The 26,868-nt window shown below is 70.1% G+C and carries 24 protein-coding genes; 13 read left to right on the forward strand and 11 right to left on the reverse strand.

What is annotated here, in order from left to right; all coding sequences use genetic code 11:
* On the reverse strand, positions 1-1,329 hold the full coding sequence (locus FL344_RS04005) for a DUF418 domain-containing protein (protein WP_141617585.1): 1,329 nt from the start codon (positions 1,327-1,329) through the stop codon (positions 1-3).
* Between the two features lie 138 nt (positions 1,330-1,467).
* Here FL344_RS04005 and FL344_RS04010 point away from each other — a divergent pair, with 138 nt between their 5' ends.
* Both FL344_RS04010 and FL344_RS04015 read left to right on the forward strand, forming a co-directional pair.
* Positions 1,468-2,781 (forward strand): amidohydrolase, encoded by a 1,314-nt coding sequence (locus FL344_RS04010; protein WP_141617586.1) that lies wholly within the window; start codon positions 1,468-1,470, stop codon positions 2,779-2,781.
* Positions 2,782-2,913: 132 nt separating this feature from the next.
* Positions 2,914-5,133: an Ig domain-containing protein gene (locus tag FL344_RS04015; RefSeq protein WP_141617587.1), complete on the forward strand. Its 2,220-nt coding sequence runs from the start codon at positions 2,914-2,916 to the stop codon at positions 5,131-5,133.
* Between the two features lie 48 nt (positions 5,134-5,181).
* Here FL344_RS04015 and FL344_RS04020 read toward each other — a convergent pair whose 3' ends face one another.
* Positions 5,182-5,733 carry a sigma-70 family RNA polymerase sigma factor gene (locus FL344_RS04020; protein WP_141617588.1) on the reverse strand — a complete coding sequence of 184 codons (552 nt, stop codon included), beginning with the start codon at positions 5,731-5,733 and terminating at the stop codon, positions 5,182-5,184.
* A gap of 309 nt (positions 5,734-6,042) precedes the next feature.
* Between FL344_RS04020 and FL344_RS04025 the strand changes: the two genes are divergently transcribed.
* Entirely contained in the window at positions 6,043-6,852 is an 810-nt protein-coding gene (locus FL344_RS04025) for a DUF6209 family protein (RefSeq protein ID WP_141617589.1), read from the forward strand.
* Positions 6,853-7,006: 154 nt separating this feature from the next.
* Here FL344_RS04025 and FL344_RS04030 read toward each other — a convergent pair whose 3' ends face one another.
* Complete coding sequence (locus FL344_RS04030) at positions 7,007-7,441, reverse strand: arginine repressor (RefSeq protein ID WP_141590225.1); 435 nt, start codon at positions 7,439-7,441, stop codon at positions 7,007-7,009.
* Between the two features lie 169 nt (positions 7,442-7,610).
* Here FL344_RS04030 and FL344_RS04035 point away from each other — a divergent pair, with 169 nt between their 5' ends.
* From FL344_RS04035 to argC, 7 genes are read left to right on the forward strand one after another with little or no spacing between them, the layout of a single operon-like run.
* Positions 7,611-8,618 carry an N-acetylornithine carbamoyltransferase gene (locus FL344_RS04035; protein WP_090491573.1) on the forward strand — a complete coding sequence of 336 codons (1,008 nt, stop codon included), beginning with the start codon at positions 7,611-7,613 and terminating at the stop codon, positions 8,616-8,618.
* Positions 8,619-8,664: 46 nt separating this feature from the next.
* Complete coding sequence (gene argB, locus FL344_RS04040; RefSeq protein ID WP_011555079.1) at positions 8,665-9,591, forward strand: acetylglutamate kinase; 927 nt, start codon at positions 8,665-8,667, stop codon at positions 9,589-9,591.
* Entirely contained in the window at positions 9,588-10,649 is a 1,062-nt protein-coding gene (locus FL344_RS04045) for a M20/M25/M40 family metallo-hydrolase (RefSeq protein ID WP_141617590.1), read from the forward strand. The genes argB and FL344_RS04045 overlap by 4 nt, the downstream gene beginning before the upstream one ends.
* A complete protein-coding gene (gene argH, locus FL344_RS04050) occupies positions 10,642-11,991 on the forward strand; it encodes an argininosuccinate lyase (protein WP_141617591.1) in 1,350 nt (449 codons plus the stop codon). Before FL344_RS04045 ends, argH begins: the two co-directional genes overlap by 8 nt.
* A gap of 25 nt (positions 11,992-12,016) precedes the next feature.
* Complete coding sequence (argG, locus tag FL344_RS04055; protein ID WP_141617592.1) at positions 12,017-13,207, forward strand: argininosuccinate synthase; 1,191 nt, start codon at positions 12,017-12,019, stop codon at positions 13,205-13,207.
* Between the two features lie 7 nt (positions 13,208-13,214).
* Entirely contained in the window at positions 13,215-14,276 is a 1,062-nt protein-coding gene (locus FL344_RS04060; RefSeq protein WP_141617593.1) for a DUF1611 domain-containing protein, read from the forward strand.
* On the forward strand, positions 14,273-15,340 hold the full coding sequence (gene argC, locus FL344_RS04065) for an N-acetyl-gamma-glutamyl-phosphate reductase (RefSeq protein ID WP_090491578.1): 1,068 nt from the start codon (positions 14,273-14,275) through the stop codon (positions 15,338-15,340). Before FL344_RS04060 ends, argC begins: the two co-directional genes overlap by 4 nt.
* On the opposite strand, the gene FL344_RS04070 is transcribed toward argC, so the two are convergent.
* On the reverse strand, positions 15,279-16,079 hold the full coding sequence (locus FL344_RS04070; RefSeq protein WP_141590221.1) for a TVP38/TMEM64 family protein: 801 nt from the start codon (positions 16,077-16,079) through the stop codon (positions 15,279-15,281). The genes argC and FL344_RS04070 overlap by 62 nt on opposite strands.
* 186 nt (positions 16,080-16,265) lie before the next feature.
* Between FL344_RS04070 and FL344_RS04075 the strand changes: the two genes are divergently transcribed.
* Together FL344_RS04075 and FL344_RS04080 are read left to right on the forward strand one after the other, a co-directional pair.
* A complete protein-coding gene (locus FL344_RS04075; RefSeq protein ID WP_141590220.1) occupies positions 16,266-17,876 on the forward strand; it encodes a Na+/H+ antiporter in 1,611 nt (536 codons plus the stop codon).
* A 127-nt stretch (positions 17,877-18,003) separates the two neighbouring features.
* A complete protein-coding gene (locus FL344_RS04080; RefSeq protein WP_228564767.1) occupies positions 18,004-18,870 on the forward strand; it encodes a universal stress protein in 867 nt (288 codons plus the stop codon).
* Positions 18,871-18,895: 25 nt separating this feature from the next.
* On the opposite strand, the gene FL344_RS04085 is transcribed toward FL344_RS04080, so the two are convergent.
* From FL344_RS04085 to FL344_RS04105, 5 genes are all read right to left on the reverse strand, one after another.
* Positions 18,896-19,654, reverse strand: a complete 759-nt coding sequence (locus FL344_RS04085; RefSeq protein ID WP_141617594.1) for a hypothetical protein — start codon at positions 19,652-19,654, stop codon at positions 18,896-18,898.
* A gap of 21 nt (positions 19,655-19,675) precedes the next feature.
* A complete protein-coding gene (gene truA / locus FL344_RS04090; RefSeq protein ID WP_141617595.1) occupies positions 19,676-20,473 on the reverse strand; it encodes a tRNA pseudouridine(38-40) synthase TruA in 798 nt (265 codons plus the stop codon).
* Positions 20,474-20,476: 3 nt separating this feature from the next.
* Complete coding sequence (locus tag FL344_RS04095) at positions 20,477-21,703, reverse strand: serine/threonine-protein kinase (RefSeq protein ID WP_090491584.1); 1,227 nt, start codon at positions 21,701-21,703, stop codon at positions 20,477-20,479.
* A 262-nt stretch (positions 21,704-21,965) separates the two neighbouring features.
* Positions 21,966-22,952 (reverse strand): class I SAM-dependent rRNA methyltransferase, encoded by a 987-nt coding sequence (locus FL344_RS04100; RefSeq protein ID WP_141617596.1) that lies wholly within the window; start codon positions 22,950-22,952, stop codon positions 21,966-21,968.
* Positions 22,953-22,960: 8 nt separating this feature from the next.
* Positions 22,961-24,286, reverse strand: coding sequence for an amidohydrolase family protein (locus FL344_RS04105; protein WP_141617597.1), 1,326 nt, complete (start codon positions 24,284-24,286; stop codon positions 22,961-22,963).
* 98 nt (positions 24,287-24,384) lie between these two features.
* Between FL344_RS04105 and FL344_RS04110 the strand changes: the two genes are divergently transcribed.
* Positions 24,385-25,533 (forward strand): hypothetical protein, encoded by a 1,149-nt coding sequence (locus FL344_RS04110; protein ID WP_228564768.1) that lies wholly within the window; start codon positions 24,385-24,387, stop codon positions 25,531-25,533.
* Here FL344_RS04110 and FL344_RS04115 read toward each other — a convergent pair.
* Complete coding sequence (locus tag FL344_RS04115) at positions 25,530-26,309, reverse strand: MerR family transcriptional regulator (RefSeq protein ID WP_194862983.1); 780 nt, start codon at positions 26,307-26,309, stop codon at positions 25,530-25,532. The two genes, FL344_RS04110 and FL344_RS04115, sit on opposite strands and share 4 nt — an antisense overlap.
* Positions 26,310-26,484: 175 nt before the next feature.
* Positions 26,485-26,742 (reverse strand): hypothetical protein, encoded by a 258-nt coding sequence (locus FL344_RS04120; RefSeq protein WP_026114034.1) that lies wholly within the window; start codon positions 26,740-26,742, stop codon positions 26,485-26,487.
* Positions 26,743-26,868 lie beyond the last annotated feature (126 nt).

Here is a 26,868-nt window from a genome sequence, read left to right on the forward strand (position 1 = left end):
TCAAGAAGCGCTGACGCCGGAGACGCCTCCGTCGCCAGCGAGCCGCCGCATGGGCTGGACCCTTCCATACGTGAGCGAGCGCCACAGCCACTCCGCGGGACCGAAGCGGAAGCGCGCCAACCACAGACGGCTGAACACCACCTGCGCCGCGAAGATGACGCAGCAGATGACGACGATGCGCGACGCCGGCAGCTTGCCGATGAAGCCCAGGCCCCAACCGCTATAAATCCAGATGCTCACCGCGGACTGCATCAGGTAGTTCGTCAGGGCCATGCGTCCCACGGGCGTCAGCACGCCAAGCCAGCGGCTCCAGCGCTCCCGCTGGAAGAGCAGCGCGAAGGCCGCCACATATGCCGCGCCCATGGCGATGAAGCCGGGCTCCTGGAAGCCGTTGACGATCATCATCCAGGGCCCCTTCGGGTCCCACTCCAGCACGCCGGCTTTGCGCAGGCGGAACAGCAGCAACCCACCGCCATTGAGGACGAGGCCCACGCTCAGCCCCCAGCCGAGAATCCGGCGCAGCAACGCCCGGTGACGCTCCACGTCCTGCAACAGGAGCAGACGCCCCGCCAGCAACCCCAGCAGGAAGCGCCCCAGGATGAGGCTCATCCAGAGCACGCGCCGGAAGCCGCCGCCGAGGTTCTCCAGGAAGAAGCGTGCGTTGCCCACCTGTGCCGTCCAGAACGACTCGCTCGACAACGCCACCAGGGTGTCGGCTCTCAAGGCCATATCCCTGGCCTGACTGGCCTTCGCGGCCTCGGCCGCGGCCTCCGCGCCGTGCAGCAGGATGGGCGTGTAGCGCATGGCGGCGGGCACCAGGAACGGCATCACGGTGACGAGCCCCAGCGCCCAGAACAGCACCGTGCGGTTGGAGCGGGCCCGGAAGGCCATCAGCAGGAAGCCCACCATCGCGTAGGTGTGGAGGATGTCGCCCGTCCACAACAGAAGGGCGTGCGCCAGGCCGATGCCGAAGAGCATCAGCAGCCGCCGGCGGTAGAGCGGCGCGCCGGAGACGCCACGTGCCTCGGCCCGCGAGAACTGGAGTGCGAAGCCCAGGCCGAAGAGGAACGAGAAGATGGTGATGAACTTCTGCGTCACGAAGAGCTGATAGATGGCGCCAATCACCTGCTCCAGCAGGTGCGCATCCAGCGCGGTCGCAGCCTCACGGGGCATGAAGGCCCGTCCACTCAGCCACATGAGGCTGTTGGACACGAAGACGCCCCAGAGCGCGAAGCCACGGAGGGCGTCCAGCAAGACGACTCGCTCGGAGGCATCCACCGGACGCGCCATGGGCAGGTCGTCCGCCACGGGAGAACCAGATTGGGACATGCGTGAAGCAGACGCGCTCTGCCTCCTGGCCGTCAATCCCGCCCCTTCGAGGGTGGCGGGACATGCGGGCTTACCCCTCCTGACACGGCGGGTGTGCTGTAGTGGCACCCCGCTCCCCGACGGACAGGAGTCCGCCCCGTGAAGATTTCCCCTCTGCTTTCCCTGCTGCTCATCTCCCTGGCCGCGCCCGGCGGCCTCGCGCTCGCCGCGGAGACGCCGCCCGTCCTGGGTGGGCTCGATGCCATCTACCCAGAGCTCGACGCGCTCTACCGCGACCTGCACCAGACGCCGGAGCTGTCCAACCAGGAAGCCAAGACGGCGGCGAAGCTGGCCGACCGGCTGCGTAAGCTCGGCTTCCAGGTGACGTCCAAGGTGGGCGGGCACGGCGTCGTGGCCCTGCTCCGCAACGGCCAGGGCCCCACGGTGATGCTGCGCGCGGACATGGACGCGCTGCCCGTGGAGGAGAAGACGGGCCTGCCCTATGCGAGCAAGCAGAAGGCGAAGGACGCCGCGGGCGCGACCCACCCGGTCATGCACGCGTGTGGCCATGACGTGCACATGACGTCGTTGTTGGGGACGGCCACGCTGCTGGCCCGCTCGAAGGACCGGTGGCGAGGCACACTGCTGCTGGTGGGCCAGCCGGCGGAAGAGGTGGGCGCGGGCGCCCGGCAGATGCTCCAGGACGGCCTCTTCAAGCGCTTCCCCAAGCCGGACTTCGCGGTGGCGCTCCACGTCAACACCGCCGCGGCGGGCACGGTGGAGTTCACACCCGGGTATGCGATGGCGAGCGTGGACAGCGTTGAAATCACCCTGCATGGCAAGGGGGGACATGGCGCCTATCCCCACACCACCGTGGACCCGGTGGTGATGGCGGCGCGCGTCGTGCTGTCGCTCCAGACGCTCGTCAGCCGCGAGAAGAACCCACTGGAGCCCGCGGTGGTGACGGTCGGCTCCATTCATGGCGGCGCCAAGCACAACATCATCCCCGATGACGTGAAGCTCCACCTCTCCGTGCGCTCGTACAAGCCCGAGGTCCGCAAGGCCCTGCTGGACGGCATCGAGCGCATCGCCAAGGCGGAGGCCATGGCCTCCGGCGCGCCCCGTCCACCCGACATCGCCATCACCGAGGGCACGCCCTCCACCTTCAACGACCCGGCACTCACCAAGCGGCTGGTGGGCGCGGTGTCCCGCGTCCTGGGCGAGAAGAACCTCCAGGAGGCGCCTCCCGTCATGGGCGGCGAGGACTTCTCCGAGTACGGGCGCGCGGGCGTTCCCGCCGTGATGCTCTGGCTCGGCTCCACCGAGCCGCGGCAATACGCCCAGGCCATGTCCGCGGGGACCGCGCTGCCGTCGATGCATTCGCCCCTCTTCGCGCCGGACCGCGAGCGCACGCTGCGCACGGGCGTCACCACGCTGACCACCGCCGCCCTGGAGCTGCTCGACAAGCCGTGATGGCCGGGGAGCGCGCAGCGCCTTGCCCCCGGGCCGGCACCTGTTCGGCGGCGGGGTTCGCGAGACGCCCACGCTGATTTGACTCGGGGGAATGCGAAACCGTAGACAGGGCTCCTCTCGCATCGCGACAGGATGTCCCCCTTGCTCAATCGCAATCGTTCCCTGCGAGCCCTGCTGGGGGCTTCGCTGTGGTGGGTCGTCTCCGGCTTCCAGTCCGAGGCCATCGTCAGTCACGAAGGCACGGTCCGCAGTGGAACCTCCGTCTCGCTGAGCCTCCAGGTCTCCTCCGGGCCTGGCCAGACCTCCGCGCGCACCGGTCAGCTGGTGGCCTGCATCGCCCTGCCCGTGGGCTGGCAAGCGCCGGGCGGCAGCTACACGCATGCCGGCTCGGCGGCCACCGCCGCGCAGCCGGGCGCCGCGGCGCTCTCCGCCGAGGCCCAGTCCGCCTGGCCCGTCGACGGCGCCACCTGGCACTGCCTGGTGTCGGAAAACGTGACCACGACGAACCAGGAGGTCCAAACGACCGCGCAGCTCACGCTCCCCGTGCCCGCGGCGGCCCAGGGGGCCTACCGGGTGCGGTACCAGAGCGGGTTCCGCGAGATGACGCCTCCAGTCGGAGGGGGGCAGGCTCCGACCTACCAGCCCACGGACTTCTCGGGACGCCTGGAGCGCCTGCTCCACGTCAACGTGGCGCCCGCCACCACCTTCGACGACTGGCAAGCAGGCGTCGCCACCGGCATCCTGGTGACGCCGTCCGTGACGCGCGCCTGGCATGGCAACGGGACGTTCCTGGCGGCGGCCACCGGCAACCCGGAGCTGCTTCGCTCCTCGGACGGTCGCCAGTGGACGGGCTTCGTTCCCGTGGCGGAGGGGACCACGTCGCCCCTCCCGCTGGAGCGGCTGGTCTACTCCCAGCGCAAGTGGTTCGGCCTGTCGAACGGGCGCATCGTCGTCTCGTCCGACAACGCGCATACCTGGGCCCCCGCCTACCAGGACCCGGCGCCCGGGAGCCGGCGCTTCCTGGAGCTCGCGCTCAGCGGAAACCGGATGGTCGCGGTGGGCACCGCGGGCCTCATCGCCAGCTCCACGGACGGCCAGCGATGGACCGATGAGAGCATCAACAGCGCCTATGACGTCGTGACGCTGGTGGCCGGTCAGAGCAGCTTCCTCGCCGTGGCCAACCCGATGGCGGGCGCGCCCTCCCAGCATCCTGTCCTCGTGCGGCCCCAGGGCGCTGGCGCCGCCTGGGAGGTGTTCCAGCCCGCCACGCTGTCCGGGCTCACCATCGCCCAGCTCGTCGCCGGCAATGGTCGCTTCCTCGCCTTCGCCCGGCCCAACCAGTTGCCCCCTCTGGCGCCCCAGGCGGTGGACCCGACGAGCGGATTCTTCCTCTCCGAGGACCTCGGCGGCACCTGGACGCGCGTGGAGAGCCTCCGGCTCCCCGCCGACGCTCCGCTCCCCACCCCGCTCATGACGTTCGTGGACCAGAGCTTCGTCGTCAGTTGGACGGCCGTCGACCCGCAAGTCGTGGGAGTGCTGCCCTCGTTCGAGCTGCAGGTGTCGGCGGATGGCAAGGAATGGACGGCGCACCCGACGGGCGCGGGCGGCAACTATGCGTCCACGGCCTTCGCCACGGGCGACACCTCCGTGGTCGCGGTGAGCCAGCGGCGTCTGCTGGTGGCCTCGCGCCGGCCCTGGCCGCTGCCGGAGCTCCTCACGGAGACGCTGCCCCCGTTCCGGCTGGGCTCGGCCGCCAACGTGGAACTGAGCACGCGCGGCTCGGGCACCCTGACGTTCGAGCTGGAGGGCACGCTGCCCTCGGGCCTGACGTTCTCCCCCACGACGGGTACCTTCACCGGCACGCCCGCGCAGTCCGGCAGCAGCGCCGTCACCGTCCGGGTTCGCGACGCGCGCGGCGGTGTGGCGGCGCGCACGTACAGCGTGGACGTGGTGGGCACCCTGAGCATCTCCAGCGGCGCGATTGCGTCCGCGACCCAGGGCACCGCGTATGAGGCGCGCTTCACCGTCCAGGGCGGCCGGGCGCCGTATACGTGGAGCCTGGACGGCGGCACCGTGCCCGGAGGCTTGACGATTCAGCAGCGCGACGGCGCCTACGTGCTGAGCGGGATTCCGACCGCCAGCGGCACCTTCCCGCTGACGGTGCGGGTGACGGACTCGGCGAACCAGACGGCGGCGCGGAGCGTGTCGCTGCAGATCGCGCCCCCGCCTCCTCCAATTGACGACAAGGGCGACGCGCCCAGCGGCTGTGGTTGCAGCGGCGGCGGCGCGGGCGCCCAGGCACTGGGGCTGGCGGTGCTGGCACTGATGGGCCGAGCCCGCCGCAAGCGCTGAGCCCGACGCACCCTGATTCCAACCCGGCCCGCGTGGACGCGCGGGCCGTCAGTTGCCCAGCCGCGTCAGCAGCCACTCCCGGACGTAGGCCCAGTCGCGTTTGACCGTGACGGGCGACACGCTCAGCACCGCGGCGGTGTCCAGCAGGTCCAGGCCCACGAAGTAGCGCAGCTCCAGCATGCGCGCGAGCCGCGGCTGGAACGTGTCCAGCTCCGAGAGCGCGCGGTCCAGCTCCAGCACCTCCATGCTCAAACCCGCCGGGACATCCGCCGCCACGTCCCCCAGGCTCACCCGCTCCAGCCGGGCCTCGCGGAGCTGCGCCCTGCGCAGCCGCGCCCGGTCCACCATCACCCGCCGCATGGCCTGCGCCGCGGCGCTGAAGAAGTGACGCCGCGCCTCCACTGGGGCCCCCGCGCTGAACAGACGCAGCCACGCCTCCTTCACCAACACCGCGGGTTGCAGTGACGGCGTCGACGCCGCATCGGACATGGCCCGCTGCGCCATGTCCCGCAGCTCCCGGTAGGCCGCCGCCGTCAACGCATCCCGCGCGCCCTGCTCGCCCTTGCGCGCGTGGTCCAGCAGCTCTGTCAGCTCCGACATGCCCACATTCACCTCCAGGCCAGACGGGTTCGCCGCCCTCACAGAAACTACGCTCTCAACGAGAAATCTTGGAAAACTGGGGCGGATACCCCTCACGGTGCAACGATTCCCCCGTCCGGAGGGGCTGGGAAACGACAGTGTCCTACAGTGGGAGGCGTTCACCCGCTGACGTCAGGCCGAGGCGCACCCGCAGGCACGGCGGAAGCAGGGCATTCCGGTATTTCCCCGGGTCGTGCTAGCGAGCCGCTCGCGTCCGGCGGGCCACACCCTCCGTCCGGGCGCCACCACCCTCCGAGCCCGGGAGTCGCCATGAAGCCGCTGCTGTCCGCCCTGCTGCCGTTGCTGTGCCTTGCCTCCTCCGCCTCCGCAGCGCCGCAAGCGCCCGTCGCCGTGCAGTCCGACCTGGCCTTCCTGTCCGGACCGCCCACGCTGACCTTCGCCGCGGACTGGAGCGTCACGCTCAGTGGCCAGCCGGAGGCGGGCGGCGCGCTGGACATCGCCTATGACACCTCGCGCCTGCCGCTGTGCCGGGGCACCGGGTGGACCGTCACCGGCTTCGCCATGTCGAACCGGGGCCCGGTGCAGAGCTTCCCCGTGGCGGATGCCACCACGGTGGACGCCATCGCGCAGACGCAGCTGGCCCTGGCCCAGGGCGGCACGTTGGAGCTGTGGTTCCAGAACACGGACGCCACCGGCTGCTCCCACTGGGATTCGAACCTCCAGTACAACTTCCACACGTGGGTGACGCAGAACCCGACGATTTCGTTCCACCCCGCGCCGGCGTGGACGTACACGGTCCACGGCACGCTCCAGGGCGGCACCACGCTGATGGTGGACTACGACATCGGCCGCATCGCCCAGTGCCGGGCGCAGTACCTGAACTACAAGGCCTGGGGCACCACGGCGTACTACCGCATCAACGGCGGCCCGGTGACGATGCTCAGCCTGACGGCGAGCTGGGGTGAATGGGACGCCGAGTTCTGGAGGCAGATCCCCGCCTTCATTCCGCTGCCGCCCGGCCCGGCGACGCTGGAGCTGTGGTTCTCCTCCCAGGACCGCAAGGGCTGCCAGCAGTGGGACTCGCGCCACGGGCAGAACTACGTCTTCGCCATCCAGTGAGCTCTCGCGCTCCGGGGCGCTTCGACGCGTCGAACAGGTGATTCCAAGTGATGCCCGGCGCGGTCCAACGGTCGCCGGCAACGAAGGCCGTGTAGACGGCGCCTGCGCCAGGGACGCAGCCCCATGACGAGCGTCCCCTGACGGGGCGCGCCTCTCACGCCCCCAGCGACAGGAGCCGCTCCACCGCCGCGCGCACGTCGCGCAGCAGCGCCGGGTCCGTCACCGCAACGAAGATGGTGTCATCCCCCGCCACCGTCCCCGCGAGCCCCGGCAGCTCCCGCTCCTTGTCCAACGCCAGCGCGAGCACCGGCGCGAACCCCGGCGCCGTTCGAATCACCAGCAGGTTGGGCGGCGCTTCCAGGATGGTGACGCGGGGCCGCTCCGGCATCACCGCGGGCGTGGTCGGCGCGCGCTGATAGCGCCCACCCACCTTCAAGATGCCCAGCTTCTTCAGGCGCCGCGACAGCGTCGACTGGCTCGGCGCTTGGCCTTCGGCCTCCAGTAGCTGTTGCAGCACGGCCTGATCGCCGATCTCCCGCTCGGCGATGAGCCGCAGGATGGCCTCGTCCAGATTCATTCCCACCAACATGCATCCCCGTGAATATTCATGCAAGAACATGCATGCGCCTGTTGCGAATAATCCGCTTGCGCGGCGCGTCTTTCTGCATAATATCCGCCGCCTTTTCGCGGCAATGCACGCATTTTCACGCATATTCATCACGAATATGCAGGTAGCCGCTGCCGGGGAGGACAGGCCCATGAAGCACGTCACGCACATCAAGGATCTGGGGCCCGAAGGCGTGGAGGCGGTGCTCGCGCAGGCGTTTGCGTGGAAGCAGAAGGGCCCGGAGCACGCGCTCTTCGCCAACACGCTGCTGGGGATGGTGTTCTTCAACCCGTCGCTGCGCACGCGCACCTCGTTCGAGGCCGTCATGCTGCGCGGCGGTGGCAACGCCATCATCCTGGACGTGGGCGCTGGCGTCTGGAAGCTGGAGCACCGCGAGGGCGCGGTGATGAACGCGGACCGGGCCGAGCACCTCAAGGAGGCCGCGCCCGTCCTGTCGCGCTTCGTGGACATGCTCGGCGTGCGCACCTTCTCGCAGGGTGGCGGTGACGAGGAGGACGAGCTCGACCCCGTCATCAACGCGTTCCGCAAGTGGTCCACCGTGCCGGTGGTGAGCATGGAGTCCGCGCGCGAGCACCCCTGCCAGGGTCTGGCGGACATGCTGACGCTGCGTGAGACGTTCGGCAGCACGAAGAAGCTGCCGGTGACGCTGACGTGGGCGCCGCACATCAAGCCGCTGCCCAAGGCCGTGCCCAACTCCTTCCTGCTGAGCGCGGCGGCGGCGGGCTGCGAGATTCGCGTGGCGCACCCTCCCGGGTTCGACCTGCACCCGGCCGTCCGCGCCGAGGCGGAGGCGTACGCCAAGGCCACGGGCGGCAGCGTCACCTATACGCACGACCAGGACGAGGCCCTAGCCGGCAGCCGCGCCGTCTACGCCAAGTCGTGGGGCCCCACGGCCGCTGCGGCGTTTTCGCCCAATGACGTCTCCGCGCTGCTCGCGTCCTATTCCGGTTGGATGCCCACCCGCCTGACGATGTCGCGCGCGCAGAAGGACGCGGCCTTCCTCCACTGCCTGCCCGTGCGCCGGAACGTGGAAGTGGCCGATGAGGTTCTGGACCACCCGAGCAGCCGCGTCGTAGACGAAGCCGGCAATCGCTACCACGTCCAGCGGGCGCTGCTGCACTGGATGCGTTCGCGCTGAGCGGCCCCTCCGCATTCTTCCTTTTCTGACTTCTTCGAGGACTCACGTGCCCCTTTCGCCCGACCCCTACTCCGCGCTTCGCCACGCGGCGAAGTACGTGCAGCAGTTCCGCCGCAAGACGTTCGTGGTGAAGCTCGGCGGCGCCATGCTCAGCGACCCGCGTCTGCGCCGCGCCGCCTGCGAGCAGATTGCCCTGCTGTGGACCTTCTCCATCCGCCCCGTCGTGGTACACGGCGGCGGTCCGGAGCTGGACACGCTGTGTGACGCCCTCCACCTGCCGGTGGAGAAGGTGGCCGGCCGCCGCGTCACCTCCGCGCCCGTGCTGGACGCGGCGAAGATGGTGCTCGCGGGCAAGCTGCACACGGACCTGCTGGCGGACCTCCAGGCGGCGGGCGTGCCCGCGGTGGGCCTGAGCGGCGTGGACGCCGGCCTCATCAAGGCGCGCAAGCGCCCGCCCGTCATGGTGACGGAAGCCGGTGCCACCGAGGGCAAGCTGGTGGACTACGGCCTGGTGGGCGACATCGAGCAGGTGGACACCCGCGTGGTGGAGCACCTGCGCTCGGCCGACTACGTGCCCGTCATCGCCCCCCTGTCGGGTGGCACGGACGGCGCCGTGTACAACACCAACGCGGACACCGTGGCCGCGGCGCTGGCGGTGGCGCTGTCCGCCGAGAAGCTCTTCTTCCTGGTCCAGGTTCCGGGCCTGCTGAAGAACGTGAGCGACCCGTCGTCGCTCGTCACGCTGGCCAACCTCACGGACCTGGCCACCATGGAGAGCACTGGCGCCATCGCGGGCGGCATGAAGCCCAAGGCGCACGCCATCCGCCACGCGCTCGTGGGCGGCGTGGGCAGCGTGCACCTGGTCAGCGGCGTGCAGCCCAACGCGCTCCTGGAGGAGGTCTTCACCAACGAGGGCAGCGGGACCATGGTCGTGCGGGAGAACGCGCAGAAGCCCGCGGGGGCGGTGGGATGACGGCGGCGGAGCTGCTCCAGGCGCTGGTGGCCATCCCCAGCGTGTCAGGTGACGAGGGCCGCATCGCGGACACCGTGTCCGGGTGGGCGGAAGGCTGGGGCGCGCGCGTCCAGCGGCAGGGCCACAACGTGTGGTTCTCCGTGGGGAGCGGGCCGCGCCGGCTGCTCGTCAACTCGCACCTGGACACGGTGAAGCCGTGCGCCGGGTGGACGTACGAGCCCCACGCGCCCGTGTGGCGCGAGGACCGCCTGTACGGCCTGGGCAGCAATGACGCCAAGGGGTGCGTGACGGGCATGCTGCTCGCCGCGCGGACCCTGCTGGCCGAAGGCGCGCCCACGGGCGCGGAAGTCGTGTTCGCGTTCACCGCGGAGGAAGAAACGGGAGGCCAGGGACTGGGAACGCTGTTGCCCAAGCTGGGCCCGCTGGACGCCGCCATCGTCGGCGAGCCCACCAGCCTCAAGCCCTGCACCGCCCAGCGCGGCATGTTGCTGCTTCGCTGCACCGCGCACGGCAAGAGCGCGCACGTCGCGCACGCGCACGCCACGGGGGCCGTCAACGCCATCCACCTGGCAGCGACGGACATCGCGGTACTGGCCGAGCTGCGCTTTCCGCCCCACCCGCTCCTGGGCGAGGCCCGGGCGCAGGTGACGCAGGTGTCGGGGGGCCTGGCGCGCAACCAGGTGCCGGACCAGTGCGAGTTCTTCGTGGACCTGCGCACCACGCCGGGCATGGAGCACGCGCTGGTGGCCCGGCAGGTGGCGGGCGCGTTGAGGAGCGAAGTGAAGGTCCATTCGGAGCGCTACCTGCCGAAGGCGACGTCGGCGGAGCAGCCCATTGTCCGCGCGGCGGTGGCCGCGTCGGGCGCGCAGCCGGTGGGCTCCAGCACGGCGTCGGACTGGGCCTTCCTGGGGGACATCCCCGCGGTGAAGGTGGGCCCTGGCGACACGCTGCGCAGCCACCTGGCGGACGAATTCATCACCCGGGCGGAGCTGGAAGCCGGCGCCGCCTTCTACACGCAACTGGTTCGGGGTTACTTCGAGGAGGTGGCTCGTGGCTGACACGCTGTGGGGCAAGGGCCTTCCCCTGGACGCGGCCATCCACCGCTTCACGGTGGGCAACGACCCGGTGGTGGACCTGGCGCTGGCGCCGCATGACGCGCTCGGCTCGGCCGCGCACGCGCGGATGCTGGCGCGCGTGGGCCTGCTGAAGGACGCGGAGGCCAAGGCCCTGGTGACGGCGCTCAAGGCGCTGCACGACGAGGCCCGCGCGGGCACGTTCGTCATCCGTCCCGAGCAGGAGGACGGCCACACCGCCCTGGAGGCGGCGCTGGTGGAGCGCGTGGGCGAGCCGGGCAAGCGCATCCACCTGGGGCGTTCTCGCAACGACCAGGTGCAACTGGCCCTGCGCCTGCTGCTGCGTGAAGAAGTGCTCACGCTGGGCGCGCGGGCGGCGGAGCTGGCGGGGGCCTTCCTGGACTTCGCGCAGGCGCACAAGGACGTGGCGCTGCCGGGCTACACGCACCTGCGCCGGGCCATGCCTTCCACCTTCGGTCTGTGGGGCATGGCGTTCGCGGAAGGGCTGCTGGAGGAGTTCGAGGCGCTGCGCGGCGTGTGGGCTCGGCTGGACCGCTGCCCGCTGGGCGCGGCGGCGGGCTTCGGCGTGCCGCTGCCCATCGACCGGGAGTACGTGGCGGCGCTGCTGGGTTTCTCGCGCGTGCAGCGCAGCCCCATCGACGTGCAGAACGGACGCGGCCGCCACGAGTCTGCGGTGCTGGGCTGGGCCTGCTCGGTGGCGGGCACGCTGGAGAAGTGGCTGTGGGACGTGCAGCTCTACAGCATGGACGAGTTCGGCTTCCTCGGGCTGCCGGACGCGTACACCACGGGCTCGTCCATCATGCCGCAGAAGAAGAACCCGGACGTCGTGGAGCTGGCCCGGGGCCGCTGCCGCGAGCTGCGCGGGCTGGCGCATCAGGTGGAAGCCGTCGCGGGCGGACTGCCCTCCAGCTACCACCGCGACTTCCAACTGCTGAAGTCCCCCACCCTGACGGCGCTGGGCTCCACGCGGGAGCTGCTGGACGTGCTCACCCGGCTGGTGCCCGCGCTCCAGGTGAAGGCGGACGCGGCGGCGCGTGCCAGCGACGACACGCTGTACGCAGCGCACCACGCCTATGCGCTGGTGGCCCAGGGACAGGCCTTCCGTGACGCCTACAAGCAGGTGGGCCGCGAGCTGGTGGAAGGAACGTTCCGTCCAGACCGCGGCGCCCTGACGGCCACCCATCTGGGTGGCGCCGGAAACCTGGGCCTGCCCCAGGCCCGGGAAGAGCTGGCCGCCTCGCGCGCCTGGCTCGATGAGACGCACCGCCTGGTGGCCGATGCCGCCGGGCGCGTCTGGACGGTTTGAACCGCATCCCCGTGAGGAGCGAATCATGAGCAACAAGAAGAACGTGGTGCTGGCCTTCTCCGGCGGACTCGATACCGCATTCTGCGCCGTCTACCTGCGCGAGCAGGGCTACGACGTCACCACCGTCACGGTGGACACCGGCGGCTTCCCGCCCGAGCAGTTGGAGCGCATCGCCGCGCTGTCCAAGCAGCTGGGCGCGGTGGAGCACGTGACGGTGGACGCGCGCGAGACGCTCTTCCAGGGCTACCTGCGCTACCTCATCGCGGGCAACGTGCTGCGCGGCCAGGTCTACCCCCTGAGCGTGTCCGCGGAGCGGGCCTGCCAGGCGGCGGAGGTCGTCCGCGTGGCGCGCGAGAAGGGCACCCAGGCGCTGGCGCACGGCAGCACGGGCGCGGGCAATGACCAGGTGCGCTTCGACGTGGCCTTCCGCTCGCTGGCGCCGGAGCTGGAGCTGCTCACGCCCATCCGCACGCTGTCCCTGAGCCGGCAGCAGGAGCTGTCCTACCTGGCCGAGCGCGGCGTGCACATGCCGCCGAAGCTGGGCTCCTACTCCGTCAACGAGGGCATGTGGGGCACCTCCGTGGGCGGCGCCGAGACGCTGGACTCCTGGAAGGCGCTGCCCGAGGCGGCCTTCCCCGGCGGCGAGCTGTCGCAGGACCTCAAGCCCCATCCCCTCACGGTCTCCTTCGAGAAGGGCGTCCCGGTGGCGCTGGACGGCGAGAAGCTGGGCCCCGTGAAGCTGGTGGAGGCGCTCAACGCGCTGGGGCGCACCTACGGCATCGGCCGGGGCGTGCACCTGGGTGACACGATTCTGGGCATCAAGGGCCGCGTGGGCTTCGAGGCGCCGGCGGCGCACCTGCTCGTCACCGCGCACCGCGAGCTGGAGAAGCTGGTGCTCTCCGGCAAGCAGCTCTTCTGGAAGGAGTCGATGGGCAACCTCTACGGCTCGCTGCTGCACGAGGGGCACTTCTTCGACCCGCTGGTGAAGGACCTGGAGGCGTTCCTCACCTCGTCGCAGGAGCGCGTGACGGGTGACGTGCGGCTGGTGCTGCACCCGCGCACGCAGGTGGTGGAAGGCGTGCGTTCGCCGCACTCGCTGATGGACGCGAAGGTGGCGACGTACGGAGAGGCCAACGTGTTGTGGAACGGCTCGGAAGCCGCGGGCTTCGCCAAGCTGTACGGCGTCGCGCAGATGCTCTCGCATCGCGCGAAGTGAGGGTGCCATGAAGGTTTTCGTCGACAAGGTAGGCAGTGTCACCCGCAACCTCGGCCTGGGCCGTACCGTCCACCTCGCGTCCGAGGTGAAGGCCGAGGAGGGCGCGGTGGTGGCCGTGCGCATCCACGGAGAGAAGAGCACGTACAACCAGCTCGAGGACGTGCACGGGCGCCTGGTGACGCTGCACGCCGGTGACATCGTCGTGGGCGCGCTGGGTCACCGCAACGCGCTGCACGGCTATGAAGGCGTGGTGCCGGCGTCCGTCACCGTGGGCGAGCGGCTGCACGTGCTCAACATGGGCGGCGTCATCGGCAAGTGCACGTCGCACAACCACGGCGTGGGCCTGCCCTTCGAGGCGGAGGTGCTGGGCCAGGTGCTGGAGTTCCCGGAGCTGATGTCGCGCACCGGGCAGCCAGCGCACGTGTCCTCCGGCGCGCTGAAGGGCACGTCGTCGCCGGTGAAGTGCCCCGTCGTCTACGTGGTGGGCACCTGCATGAACTCGGGCAAGACGTTCGCCGCGGCGGCCATGGTGCGCAAGCTGGCACAGGCGGGCTTCCGCGTGGGCGGCGCCAAGCTGACGGGGGTGTCGCTGATGCGCGACACGCTGAGCATGCAGGACTCCGGCGCGGACGTGGTGATGGACTTCACGGACGCGGGCATCGTCTGCACGGGCCCTCGCACGGGCGCGCGCGTGGCGCGGGTGCTCTTCTCCGAGCTGGCGGCGGAGAACGTGGACGTCATCGTCGCGGAGACGGGCGACGGCATCATGGGCGAGTACGGCGTACAGGGCATCCTCGCGGACCCGGAGCTCAAGAGCCTGGCGGGGGCGTGGGTGCTGTGCGCCAACGACCCGGTGGGCGCATCCGGCGGCGTGCGGCACCTGCGCGAGGCGTACGGCATCGAAGTGGACGTGGTGGCCGGACCGGCCACGGACAACGCCGTGGGCGTGCGCTTCGTGGAGCAGGTGGTGGGCATCCCCGCTCGCAACGCCCGCGCGGACGCGGCGGCGCTGGGCGGACTCATCCTGGAAAAAATCGCCCCCAAGCTGGGCGCGGGGAGGAAGTCATGACGCAGGTCAACATCTACATCCTGGGTGCCTCCGGCTTCGGCGGCGGCGAGCTCTTGCGCATCCTCTCCGGCCACCCCGCGGTGGGCAGCATCCGCGCGGTGTCGCGGCACCACGCCGGCGAGCCCATCCACAAGGTGCACCCGCACCTGCGCGGACTGGTGGAGGGCCGCTTCGAGGGCGAGCCCGACTGGAAGTGGCTGGCGGACTGCGAGCAGCCCGTCGTCTTCAGCGCGCTGGGCCACGGCGACCTGGCCAAGCAGTTCGCGGGCCTGGAGAAGCAGTGGGCGGAGGTCGGCATCGCCGAGCGCCTGCTGCTGGTGGACCTGTCCTCCGACTTCCGGCTGGACCACCCGGGCCGCTACGCGGGCGCGTACGGTCGGCCCCACCCGTCCCCGGAGCTGCTGGGCACCTTCACCTACGGCCTCACCGAGTGGAAGCGCGACGCGGTGAAGACGGCCAAGCGCATCGCCAACCCGGGCTGCTTCGCCACGGCGGTGCAGCTGGCGCTCCTGCCCATCGCCTCCACGCCGGGCCTGGGGCTGCTCGCGGTGTCCGGCGTCACGGGCTCGTCCGGCTCCGGCTCGCTGCCCGGTGAGGGCACGCACCACCCGACGCGCGCGCAAGACTTCCGCGCGTACAAGCCGCTGGAGCACCAGCACGAGGCCGAGGTGGAGGTCATGCTGGTGGCCCACGGCGCGCAGCGGCACCGGCTGGCCTTCGTCCCGCACTCGGCGCCCATGGTGCGCGGCATCTTCGCCACCGTGCAGTTCGAGTGGCCGGAGCACGGCGGCGCCGTGGTGACGGCGTCGCTGATGGAGCGCTACCGCCGCTACTACGAGGGCTCGAAGTTCGTGCGCATCGTCGAGGGCACGCCGCGCATCGCCGCGGTGGCCGGCAGCAACTTCTGCGACATCGCAGTGGCCACCAAGGGCCGCTCGGTGGCCGTCATGGCGGCGCTCGACAACCTGGTGAAGGGCATGGCCGGCCAGGCGGTGCAGAACTTCAACGTCGCGCTGGGGCTGCCGGAAGACACGGCGCTGCGCCAGGCCGCCTGCTACCCGTAGGCCGCGCGTCCCTGGGGCCTGGGCGCACGCGTCCAGGCCCCCCGCTCGCAACGGCCGCATCCTTCGCGAGCAACTCCCGCATCAGCTTGCGTCCCAGGACGAGCCCCAGCAGCAGGCTCACCCCCATGCCGGTGGCGGACACGGCCGTCATCCACGTCTTCCCCTGCCCCAGCGAGCTGCCGAAGAGCGCCGTCAGCAGCGTCCCGGGGAGGGTGCCCACCACCGCGCCCAGCGCCAGCGGGACGTAGCGGGCGCCTGACGCGGACGCCGTCGCCAGCATCACATCCGCCGGAATCACTGAATTGATGCAGGCCAGGAAGCCGAGTTGGAAGCCATGCTCGCGCGCCGCGCGCTCGAACACCGGGTGCTTGTCCCCGGCCAGCCGCCGCATGGGCTTGCGGCCCAGCCTGCGCGCCAGCAAGTGGATGAGGCCCGAGGCCAGCAGCGTCCCGACGAGCGCGTAGGCCGTGCCCGCGGCCATGCCGAAGAGGATGCCGCCCACCGCCGTGAAGAGCTGCCCGGGAAGCAGCGTCACCGGGCGCACCGCGAGGAGCAGGATGAAGGCCAAGGGCGCCAACGCGCCCAGGGGCCTCAGCCAGCCCGACAGCGTTTGCTGATCCAGGTATTGCGGCCCCAGCAGCCGCAGCCCCACGAGCAAGCCGACGGAGATGCAGAGCGGTCCGATGAGCTTGAGGCCCGCGCTCAGCCGTCCTCCCTTGGAGCGAGGGTGCTTGGACATGGCTCAAAGCTGGGAAGCCCCACGCGGGAAGGCAAGAGCAGCCAGGCGAGCGATGACACCTTGCATTCCGCCTCACCCTGGCAATTTGCGATGCCCTCCGTACGAGCAAGACCAACATCGAGTGCGTCTCTGTCCAGCTCAACTGCGCTATCGTCCCGCGCTTTAAGTCAAGACAGGTAAGGACGAATGCATTTCGAGTTGGCCTTCGTACTGATTTTCGCCATCGCGACCGCTGTGGCCATCGCCGCGCGGTACTTCAAAATCCCCTATACGGTTGCCCTGGTCGTCGCGGGTCTGCTGTTGGGTACGTTCAAGGCGTTCGAGCCGCCGCACCTCACGAAGGAGCTGCTCTTCGCCATCATCCTCCCAGGTCTGCTCTTCGAAGCGGCCTTCCACGTCGAGTTCCGCAAGTTCTGGAAGAACAAGATGGCCATCCATGCCCTGGCCATTCCAGGGCTCCTGGCCTCCGCGGGGCTCACGGCCTTCATCCTCACGCGCGTGGTGGATGGGTTGGACTTCGTCCATGGCTTCGGGATGCTGTCCGCGCTGGTGTTCGCGTCCGTCATCGTGTCCACGGACCCCATCGCCGTGGTGGCGCTCTTCAAGTCACTGGGCGCGCCCAAGCGGCTGCTCATCCTGGTGGAGGGAGAGAGCCTGCTGAACGACGGTTCCGCCGTCGTGCTCTTCACGCTCATCGTCGCGGTCGCCACGGGTGGCCAGTTCACGGTGGGCGGCGCCCTGTTCGACTTCATCAAGGTCTTCGGCATGGGCGTGCTGCTGGGCAGCGCGGTGGGCTTCGCCGTCGCGCAGGTCATCAAGCGCGTGGACGACGCCATGGTGGAAATCACCCTCACGGTCATCGCGGCGTACGGCTCGTTCGTGCTCGCCGAGCACTTCCACTACTCGGGCGTCATCGCGTCGGTGGTGGCCGGCATGCTGTGCGGCAACTGGGCCACGCACGAGGGCATGAGCCCCGCCACCCGCATCGCGGTGGAGAGCTTCTGGGAGTACCTGGCGTTCGCGCTCAACTCCGTGGTGTTCCTCCTCATCGGCCTGGAGGTGCAGCTCTCTTCGCTGCTGGCCTCGTGGAAGCCCATCCTCGCGGCCTATGTGGCGGTGATGGTGGCCCGCGCCGTGGTCGTCTACGGCGTGTCCGCGCTGCTCCGCTTCACCAAGGAGAAGATGCCGTGGACCTGGAGCGCGGTGCTCACCTGGAGCGGCCTGCGTGGCGCCATCTCTATGGTGCTGGTGCTCGGTCTTCCCACGGACTTCCCGCACCGCGAGCTGCTGGTGAACATGACGTTCGGCGTGGTGGTCCTCTCCATCATCTTCCAGGGCCTCACCATGGCGCCGCTGCTGCGCAAGCTGCGCATCACCGGCCTCAAGGACGCGTTCCAGGAGCAGTACGAGCTGGCCCGCGGCCGCCTGGGCGCCATCCACGCTGCGCAGGCCGCGCTGGAGGGCATGCGCCGCGCCCGGGAGATTCCCGGGGATGTGGTGACGCAGCTGGAGAAGGACTACCAGGAGAAGGAAGTCGTCGCGGAGAAGGAGCTGACGGCGCTGAAGCAGCAGTCGATGCGCTTCCACGAGGAGGAGCACCAGGAAGCGGTCCGCCGCGTGCTCATCGTGGAGAAGGCGGCGCTGCTCAAGGCCTACCAGTCCGCCACCATTGGCAAGGAGGCCTTCGCACGGCTGACGGCGGACCTGGATGAGCGCATCGCCGCCGCGGACGCCGCGGAGAACCACGTGCCGCCAGAGGGTGAGACTCCGGCCGTGGCTGGCGCCGCGAGCGCCTGATTCATCCGGGCACGGCACATCCGCCTGAGGACATTCAGGCGGGTTTGCCGTGCCTGCTGCGTCTGGGCCTCCTAGACTCTCGTGTGTGAAACCACGAAAGCAGGCGTTCCCGAGGCGACTTCGCAGAGTGCTCGTCGCCACTGATTTCTCGGAGGCGAGCACCCACGCGGTGGGCAGGGCTGGACACCTGCCACTCGCGGACGGCGCGAAGGTGCTGGTGACACACGTCCTCCCCAGCCGCATGCCCGCGGAGGTGGGCGCCCGAGCGCTCCAGGCCACCGCGCGCGAGCTGGAGCGGGTCGCCGGCCGGCTGCGCAAGATGCTGCGCGCCGAGGGCAGCTCCGCCACGGTCGACACGCACATCGCTCGCGGCAAGCCCGTCGAGGCCATCCTGCGCCGGGCCCGGGCCTTTGGCGCGGAGCTCATCGTCCTGGGCCGGCATGGCGACAAGCCGCTGCGCAACATGTTCCTGGGCTCCACGGCGGAGAACGTCATCCGCGGCGGAGACCTGCCCGTGCTCATCGCCAACCGGCGGGCTCCTGGGCCCTACCTACGGCCCGTCGTGGCCGTGGACGCGGACGAAACGTCCAAGCGCGCGGCGAGCTTCGTTCCCACGCTGATGACGCCCGGCTCCGAGCTGACGCTGGTGCACGCGTATGATGTGCCGCTGGAGTACGCGGTGTTCCCCGGGCTGACGGCGAAGGAGCACAAGCGCTACCGGCAGACGTTCAAGGCGACCGCGGAGCGCAAGCTCAAGGCGTTGCAGCGGGAGCTCGATGCAGTCGACATCCCGTACCACCTGGTGATGGAGAACGGCGGCTCACGCTCCATCGTCCTCGAGTTCGTGGACGACCAGGGCGCGGACCTGCTGGCGCTGGGCACCCGGGCTCGCTCCGGTGTGGCGTTCGCGTTGCTCGGCAGCGTCGCGACGGACCTCATCCGCGAAGCGAAGTGCGACGTGCTCGTCGTCCGCGAGGCCGAGCCCCGCGACTAGCGTGAGGGCCCCCGCTCGTGCGGGCTCAGGCTTCGGGGGCCTTGCCTGCCTGGGTGTCGGTGGCGGGTGATGCCCCTGCCTCTTCCGTCGCAGTGGGCTCCACGCCCCCGGAGTCCTGCGCCTGCGATGCAGGAGCGTTCGCGTCGCTGGATGGCGCCTGAGCCGGCGCGGAAGCAACCGTCGCCGAGAGGGCCGCGGCCGTGAGCGCGTCTCCCGCCACAGCCGTGGACTGGGCTTCTCGCTGCTCCAGCCGCGCCCCGCCCTGCTCCGCCGCGCGGAGGAACTCGTCGTATTCGGACTTGCGCTCCGCTGCCTTGGCCTGGGTTTTCACCGACTGCTGTGCCGCGGCGTGCCGGCCCATCATCACCGCACGCGCGCTGAGCACGACGCCTCCAGCAAAGGCCGCCAGGCTGAACACGGAGCCGATGTCCCCGGCCCACAGCCCGTACACGCCGCTCTGGATGAAGGCCATCGCGTTCAGGAAGGCCGCGCCCGTGAGCGCCGCACCGCCCGCCGTGGTCCACGGACGCAGCTCCATCACCCGCGCGGCGCCGTAGCACAGCACCGGCAACATCCCGAGCACCCACAGGTTCTCCAGCAGCACCGCCAGCGCCACCCGCAGCACGCCCACCGGCACCGCCTGGATGCGCACGCTCAGCCGAAGCGTCAGCGCCACGCTCAGAATCGACCCCGCGATGAGCGCGATGAACCCCAGTCCCATGATGAACTGGAAGCGACGGACACGGACGCGCAGCGGTTCGAGGACACTCGTCTTGGAGCTCACGGGCAGGCAGCCTACTCCACTTCAGCCCTCTTCCTCTTCCGCGTCCGTCGTTCCCCCCGGCGTGCGGGCAGGCGGGCCGTCCCCGTAGAAGACCTCCTCCAGCACCAGCCCCTGAGCCGGCGCGGTGGGCCCGGCGCGCTTGCGCTCCTTGGAGACCAACACCTCCGCCACCCAGGACGCGGGCCGCCGTCCCTTCCCCACCTCCACCAGCGTCCCCGCCAAGTTGCGCACCATGTGCTTCAGGAACGCGGTGCCCTCCACCACGAACGACACGGCGTCCCCCGACGTGCCTTCCACCGCCAGGCTCCGTATCTCCCGCACCGCGTGCTTCGCCTGGCAGTCCGCGGCCCTGAAGGCGGAGAAGTCATGCCGCCCCAGCAGGTGCGTGGCCGCCTGCCGCATGGCCTCCACATCCAACGGAGCGAAGACTTCCCAGTGCGTCATCCGCCGCAGGGGCGAGCGCGTGCGCCGGTTGCTCACGCGATACCGGTAGCGCTTGCCCCGGGACCACCGGCGCGGGTCGAAGTCCTCGGCCACCTCCACCGCGTCCACCACGGCCACGTCGGGAGGCAGCAGGCCATTGAGCCCCATGACGTACGCCTTCATCGGCAACACCCGGGGCGAGTCGAAACAAGCCACCTGCCCGGAGGCATGGACGCCCGCATCCGTGCGCCCCGCCGACGCCACCGACACACGCACCCCCAGCAGCCGCTCCAGTCCGGATTCCAGCACCGACTGGATGGAGGGCCCGTTGGGCTGCACCTGCCAGCCCACGTAGCGCGTTCCTTCGTATTCGAGCGTCAGCTTCAGCCGGGGCATGGGTCAGCGGTACTTGAGCCAGGACTCGAGCAGCTCGGCCACCATGCGGCCCGCGGGAACGTTGTTGCGGCGGGCCACCGCCTCCAGCGCTTCCGAGACGGCGGGACTCAGCGGCACGGCCAGGGTGCGCGGCTCGGTGCGGTCATCGTGGGCCGGGGGCTCCGGCTCCGGAGCGGGCATGGCCTTCGCGGTGTCGAGCGCGTCCGCCACATCCGACAGCTCCAGGGCCTCCTCCGACGTGGGCGCGGCCGCGGCGCGCACGGCCAGGCGGCGCTGCTCGGCGGCCAGCTCCTCCTCGAAGAGCTGCTTGATGAAGTTGGACAGGTGCAGCGCCGTGGGCGTGAAGTCGTACGCGTCCAGGAAGGCGTCCAGGTCCTTCTGCATCTGCGCGGCCGTCTGGTAGCGCTTGTCCCGGTCGCGCTCCAGCGCCCGCATCAGGATGGTCTCCAGGCGCTCCGGCAGGTCCTCGCGGAAGTACGACGGCGCGTAGATCTTCCCGTCCGTGATGCTGCGCATCACCGCGGCCTCGGACTCACCGGTGAAGAGCTTGAAGCCGGTGAGCCACTCGTAGAGCACCACGCCCAGGGAGAAGACGTCACTGCGGCAATCGAGCGGCTTGCCCAGACACTGCTCCGGGCTCATGTAGCTGAGCTTGCCCTTGATTTCGCCGTTGCGCGTCTGCTCCATCTGGTTGGCCGCCTTGGCGATGCCGAAATCCAGAATCTTCACCGAGCCGTCGAAGGCGACGACGATGTTCTCCGGTGACACGTCCCGGTGGACGATGTTGAGCGGGTTGCCGTACAGGTCCACCTTGGTGTGCGCGTGGTGCAGGCCCGCGCAGACGCACGAGGCAATCTTCACCGCGTACACCAGCGGGAAGGGAATCCCCAGCGCCTCCGCCTTGGGGACGACGCGGCGCATGTCCCGCCCGGACACGTACTCCATCGCGATGAAGTAGCTGTCAGCAATCTTCCCCAGGTCGTGAATCTGCACCACGTTGGGGTGATTGAGCTGCGCGGCGAGCCGGGCCTCGTTGAGGAACATCTTCACGAAGGCCGCGTGCTTGGTCAGATGCGGGCGGATGCGCTTGATGACGACGGGAGACTCGCGGCCGTCCTCCTGCTGCTGATGCGCGAGGAAGATTTCGGCCATGCCTCCCACGGCGATGCGGTCGATGAGGCGGTACTTTCCAAAGCGGCCGGTGTCGCGCTGCGGGGCGGCGGGAGGCATGACGTGGCGAGCCTACCCGTGCCGGACCAGGGAGTGGCAACTATTCAGGTTCAAAGCTGCATGCATCCTTGGCCTCATCCCAGCGCCCACCCCGGTCAAGGCATCCGTCGACTTTCATGAAGCCCCTGCACTCGTAGACGAGCCACGAGAAGACAAAGACCATGCACATGATGAACACGACCCGCTCCCAGGGCTTCATCCCATTGGAGCGTACCAGAGGGCGTGTGAGCAAACCGAGGGCCCGCCTCCCTGGCCTCTATTCCTAACGGACCTGCACCCGATGCACCTTCAGCGCGGGCTCCTGTCCGGGCGGCGGTGGGAAATCCAACGCGGACGGCGCCAGCGAGCCCAACGACTTCCCCAGGCGTCCCGCCTGGGACACCCCTTCGAGCACCATGGCCTCGAAGCGGCGGGCGGGCAGTCCCGCGTGGTTGCAGCACGCCACCAGTTGACCTCCCGGGCTGACGACACGCGCGGCGGCCTCGGCCAGCCGGGCATAGTCGCGCGCCGCGGAGAACCGGCCACTGCGCGTCGTCGAAAACGACGGCGGGTCCGAGATGACGATGTCGAAGGACTCGCCCTTCTTCGCCAGGCGCTTCAGCCAATCGAACACGTCACCGGCCACATAGTCATACCGGTCCACCGTCTGGCCGTTGAGGCGCGCGTTCTCCTCGCCCCACTCCAGCACGCGCCGGCTCGCATCCAGGTTGAGCGCCCGCTTCGCGCCGCCCGCCATGGCCACGACGCCAAAGGCACAGGTGTACGAGAAGAGGTTGAGCACGGTGAGGCCCCGCGCCTGCGACAGCAGCCACGCCCGCGTGTCCCGCATGTCCAGGTACAGCCCCACCGACAGCCCCTGCGCCGGACGGATGAGGAACTTCAGGCCGTTTTCGAGCGCGGTGAAGGACTCCACCGCTTCGCCCCGGGCGGGCGCCTCGGGTGCGAGCGACTCCTTCGCCACGTTGGCCAGGACACGCGCCTCCCGGGGCCGGCGCTTGAGGTAGAGGCTTCGAGGTGCCCAGGCGGCCATGGCCGCGTCGAGCAGCGTCTGCTCCTCATCCGGCGTGAAGTCCCGGTAGAGGCTGATGACGTACACGTCACCAAACACATCCGCCGTCACATCCGGCACGCCGTCCGCTTCGGCGTTCACCACGCGCCAGGCCGTGGTCCGCGCGTCTCCCAGCAGCGGCCCGCGCCGGCCGCGCGAGGCGCGCAGCGTCTCCACGAGAGAAGAAGGCAATGTGCCCATGCCGCCCCTCAACTGCCCAGACGCGCGCGCGTCCAGACACGCTCCAGGGCCTGGGTCGCCGCACGGGAAAGCGCCACGTAGTCGAGCCCCAGCAACTGCCCCTCCCGCACGCAGACCCGGCCGTTCACGATGGTCCACCCCACCGGCGAATGCGCCAACTGCCCGAGCAGATAGGGAGAGTAGCCCGTCTCCGGATCCGCGGTGGGCACGACGTCGTAGACGACGAGGTCCGCGATGCTCCCCTCCTCCACGCTCCCGGAGGGCAGGCCGAACAGCCGCGTGCACAGCTCCGCCGGGCCGTTGACGAGCAGGTGCGCCAGCGCGCCATCCACGTCCGGCATCCTTCCGGAACGGGAGATGCGCAGCACGCCCACCAGCGCGGCGAGCAGCTCGTCCTGGAGGCTGCCATGGCCCCCCGTGCCGAGCCCCAGCAGGTGGACCCGCGACAGCACCGCGTCCATGGGGTCCGCGCCACGCTCCAGCGCGCGCACGCCCCGGGCCGCCAGCGCCACGAAGGCACCGCTCTGCTCCAGCAGCTCCGCCTCCGCGCTGTCCAGCACGCGCGCATAGCCCGCGATGGCACGCGGCCCGAGCAGCCCCAGCGCATCCAGCCGCGGAACCACGCGTTTGCCGTGCTGCGAGTAGGTGGTGGAGAGGTCGTCCTCGCTCTCCGCGAGGTGGAAGACGGTGGGCGCGTCCAGCACCCGGCTCAGCTCCGCGATGCGGCGCAGCAGCGCGTCGTCACAGGTGAACGACGCATGAAAGCCAAGCGCGCCCCGGACCAGCGGGTGGTCCCGATGCGCGCGCGTGAAGTCCGCGTTGGCGTCCAGCCACGCCTGCGCCTGCGCCGCGCCGTCCAATCCGTGGGTGGAGTGGCTCGTCACCAGCCGCAAGCCCACCGCCTCCGCGGCGCGAGCCTGGGCGGCGAGTCCTCCGGCCACGTCCTGGCAGGACAGGTGCTCCACCGCCAGGGTGACGCCGTGACGCAGGGCCCGGGCCGCCGCGTAGCGGGTGAGGGCCTCCACGTCCTCGTTCGTGAGCAGCCGCGCCACGTGCCGGAGCCGGTCCAGGCGCTCGCGGGGCGGAAGCATCAGGAAGTGTCCCGTCGGCGGCAGCAACTGGCCGTTGACGAGGTGCGTGTGGCAGTCCACCAGGCCTGGCGCCACCAGCCGGCCATGACAGGCGACTTCCCAGTCCCCGGGCAGCACGGGCACCTGGGCGTCCGGAGCCATGCGGCGGATGGTGTTGCCTTCCACCACCACGGCCATGCCATGGCGGACGCGTCCGTCCGCCCTGAACACGGCACAGTTTTTCAGAAGCAGGCGGCCTTCCATGAAAGCTCTGTTCTAACACGGGCGCGGCGTGGCGCGAGCGGCGCCGCCGCCAGCGAGCATGTTAGGGTCCGTACGGTATGACGCCGCTGAGCCCCGCCGTGAACTCCCCGTCTCCCGTGGCGGCCCCCTCCCCGGGAGGGGCGCTGGCCTTCCGGGGTTTGTGGCTCTTCTCACCGCGGGCAGATGCCCTCATCGTCGCCCTGCCCCTGGCCCTGGCCCTGTGCACGGCGGCCGCCAACGTCTGGCTGGCCCCGGGCGCCGCGGAAGGCGCGCACCGCCTTTCAGCCTGGACGGCGCAGAACCTGCTCGGCAACGCCACCCACGTCATCCTCACGTTCCTGCTCTTCGCGGTGCACCGGGACGTGCTGACGTCCGCCCCGGGCCAGCCCCGGCAGGTGCTGGCGGGTTCGCTGGGCATGCTCGCGGTGGGCACGGTGCTCTTCTTCACCTTCTACGCGGAGCGCACGGCGCACACGTATGGCGTGGCGGTGATTTTCAACGTCTTCGGCACGCACCACACCCTGTCCCAGCACCGGGGCATCTGGTCACTCCACGGGCTGCGCGCGGGCAAGGCCGGCCTGCCCGGCGCGTCGGCGCTGGAGCGCAAGCTGCAACAGATGTACGTCCCGCTGCTGCTCACGCTGCTGCTGGTGCGCATCTTCTTCGTGCCGGAGGCCCCCGGGCCCGATGCGCCGGCGTACCTCGACATTGGCCAGGGGGCGGTGCTCCCGCACGGCACGCTAGGGGTGCTGCTGGCGGTGTGGCTGGGCTACTTCATGCTGCTGTTCCGCACGGTGCTGCGCGCGGAGGCCGTCAGCGGGCCCAAGGTGCTCTACCTCCTGGCCATGGCGACGGCGACCGGGCTGGTGCTGGTGGCGCCCACCTGGGGCTACGTCATGCTGCCCGGCATGCACGGCCTGGAGTACTACATGCTCACCGCGCGGATGCTGGAGCCGCGCGAGGGTGACCCCCCCCGGCTGCCGCGGAAGTTCATCGTCCCGGCGATGATTGCGTCCATGCTGCCGCTGTTGGCGCTGGGCGCGGTGCACGACCTGCTCCAGCAGGGCGTGGTGCGCGGCGCGCTGGGCAGCAACATGGGCGTGGCGGAGACGCATCCCCTGTTGCGCGCCATGACGTCCCTGGGCTTCGCGGTGGTGCTGGCGCACTACTTCGCGGACGCGCTCATCTACCGCTTCCGGATTCCCTCCATCCGCGCGGTGATGCTGAAGCGGCTGGGCTTCAGCTAGCCGCAGGGAGCATCGGTGGCCCCCTGTCGCTCCGCGTTGGCCGCGAAGGCATCCCGGAGGAACAGCGACAGGCCAGGGCGCACCTTGTCGATGTTCTCCGTGAAGCGCGTATCCGCCACGTACATCTCCCCCAGGCCCCGGTGCATGGCGGGTGGGCACGCGTAGAACCACTTGCCCAGGTAGTGCCGGTGCGCCTCCGCCAGGTCCATGGCCGCGGCCGACGCGGCGCTGGTGCCCGCTGCGAGCAGGTCCGCCAACGCCTGGAAGAGGGCGTCCCCCTCCTCCTTGATGCGCTTCCAGTCCTCCTTCTTGTAGCGCGCCGCCCTCCGGGCGGATTCCTTGTAGGCCTCCGTGTTCCCCCAGCGCTGCTTCGCCTCCTCCTCGTACTTCGAGGGGTCGAAGTCGCCAAAGGCCTCGAACATCGCGTCCTTGTCCACGTGCGTCCCCTTCTCCAGCGCGTCCAGCGCCGAGTCCACGGCATGCACCAGCGCGTCCAGACGGGCGGCCCGCTCTGTCAGGAGCTGCCGCTGCATCCGCAGCGCGGTGCGCAGGTCGAAGGTGGGGTCGCCCAGGATGCGGCGGATGTCCTCCAGCGGGAAGCCCAGCTCCTTGAAGAAGAGCACCTGCTGGAGCTTCTGGAGGTCCGCCTGTGAATAGAGCCGGTAGCCGGCCTCGCTGCGGTCCGAAGGACACAACAGGCCCAGCTCGTCGTAGTGGTGCAACGCGCGGATGCTGATTTTCGCCAACCGGGCGACCTGGCTCACCGTCAGGGCCATCTCCACCTCTTGATGAGGAGGTGTAGGGCCTCACGTCGCGTGAGGGTCAAGCCCCTGGGCGGGGGTGCTGCCACTTCCGGCCGGGCACCGGGCTGACGACTCAGCCCTCGACCTCAGCCGCCCGAGAGGAGCCACCCGCACGAGGCAGGTATGGCTCCCCCCGGAAGGACACGGCTCAGTACGCGTTGTTCTGGCCGAACGTCTTGATGGTCTTCTTCTCCAGCTGGCGCTGACGCTCGGTGGCCTCGGAGTCGACGGAGGCGTTACCGGCCAGCGCGTCGGCGGAGGCGCCGAACAGCTTGCGGATGTTGTCGCCGAACAGGGTCACCACGCCGATGGCGGCGATCGCGATGAGGGCGACGATGATGATGTACTCGGTCATGCCCTGGCCACGAGCCTTGCGGAGCTGCTGCTTCTTCGAGATCGCCTTCATGGAACTCTCCGGGGATTGCAGTGGTGGAAAAAACACCCTGCTGCTTGGGTGATTCGCACCCTAGGGCAGATCCCACTTCCACCTCCATCGGTCATCGGGAGGATGCCAGGAATTCTCAGTGATTCC

Source organism: Myxococcus sp. AB036A, from assembly GCF_006547355.1.
In the GTDB taxonomy this organism is placed as follows: domain Bacteria; phylum Myxococcota; class Myxococcia; order Myxococcales; family Myxococcaceae; genus Myxococcus; species Myxococcus virescens.

What these genes read in the sequence shown, in the direction of transcription:
- argC (WP_090491578.1), top strand. Translation starts at nt 14,273, where the DNA reads ATGACGCAGGTCAACATCTACATCCTGGGTGCCTCCGGCTTCGGCGGC.
- FL344_RS04095 (WP_090491584.1), bottom strand. Translation starts at nt 21,703, where the DNA reads ATGCCTCCCGCCGCCCCGCAGCGCGACACCGGCCGCTTTGGAAAGTAC.
- argG (WP_141617592.1), top strand. Translation starts at nt 12,017, where the DNA reads ATGAGCAACAAGAAGAACGTGGTGCTGGCCTTCTCCGGCGGACTCGAT.
- truA (WP_141617595.1), bottom strand. Translation starts at nt 20,473, where the DNA reads ATGCCCCGGCTGAAGCTGACGCTCGAATACGAAGGAACGCGCTACGTG.
- FL344_RS04030 (WP_141590225.1), bottom strand. Translation starts at nt 7,441, where the DNA reads ATGTTGGTGGGAATGAATCTGGACGAGGCCATCCTGCGGCTCATCGCC.
- FL344_RS04020 (WP_141617588.1), bottom strand. Translation starts at nt 5,733, where the DNA reads ATGTCGGAGCTGACAGAGCTGCTGGACCACGCGCGCAAGGGCGAGCAG.
- FL344_RS04100 (WP_141617596.1), bottom strand. Translation starts at nt 22,952, where the DNA reads ATGGGCACATTGCCTTCTTCTCTCGTGGAGACGCTGCGCGCCTCGCGC.
- FL344_RS04035 (WP_090491573.1), top strand. Translation starts at nt 7,611, where the DNA reads ATGAAGCACGTCACGCACATCAAGGATCTGGGGCCCGAAGGCGTGGAG.
- FL344_RS04045 (WP_141617590.1), top strand. Translation starts at nt 9,588, where the DNA reads ATGACGGCGGCGGAGCTGCTCCAGGCGCTGGTGGCCATCCCCAGCGTG.
- FL344_RS04115 (WP_194862983.1), bottom strand. Translation starts at nt 26,309, where the DNA reads ATGGCCCTGACGGTGAGCCAGGTCGCCCGGTTGGCGAAAATCAGCATC.
- FL344_RS04120 (WP_026114034.1), bottom strand. Translation starts at nt 26,742, where the DNA reads ATGAAGGCGATCTCGAAGAAGCAGCAGCTCCGCAAGGCTCGTGGCCAG.
- FL344_RS04060 (WP_141617593.1), top strand. Translation starts at nt 13,215, where the DNA reads ATGAAGGTTTTCGTCGACAAGGTAGGCAGTGTCACCCGCAACCTCGGC.
- FL344_RS04005 (WP_141617585.1), bottom strand. Translation starts at nt 1,329, where the DNA reads ATGTCCCAATCTGGTTCTCCCGTGGCGGACGACCTGCCCATGGCGCGT.
- FL344_RS04015 (WP_141617587.1), top strand. Translation starts at nt 2,914, where the DNA reads ATGTCCCCCTTGCTCAATCGCAATCGTTCCCTGCGAGCCCTGCTGGGG.
- FL344_RS04070 (WP_141590221.1), bottom strand. Translation starts at nt 16,079, where the DNA reads ATGTCCAAGCACCCTCGCTCCAAGGGAGGACGGCTGAGCGCGGGCCTC.
- FL344_RS04025 (WP_141617589.1), top strand. Translation starts at nt 6,043, where the DNA reads ATGAAGCCGCTGCTGTCCGCCCTGCTGCCGTTGCTGTGCCTTGCCTCC.
- FL344_RS04105 (WP_141617597.1), bottom strand. Translation starts at nt 24,286, where the DNA reads ATGGAAGGCCGCCTGCTTCTGAAAAACTGTGCCGTGTTCAGGGCGGAC.
- FL344_RS04075 (WP_141590220.1), top strand. Translation starts at nt 16,266, where the DNA reads ATGCATTTCGAGTTGGCCTTCGTACTGATTTTCGCCATCGCGACCGCT.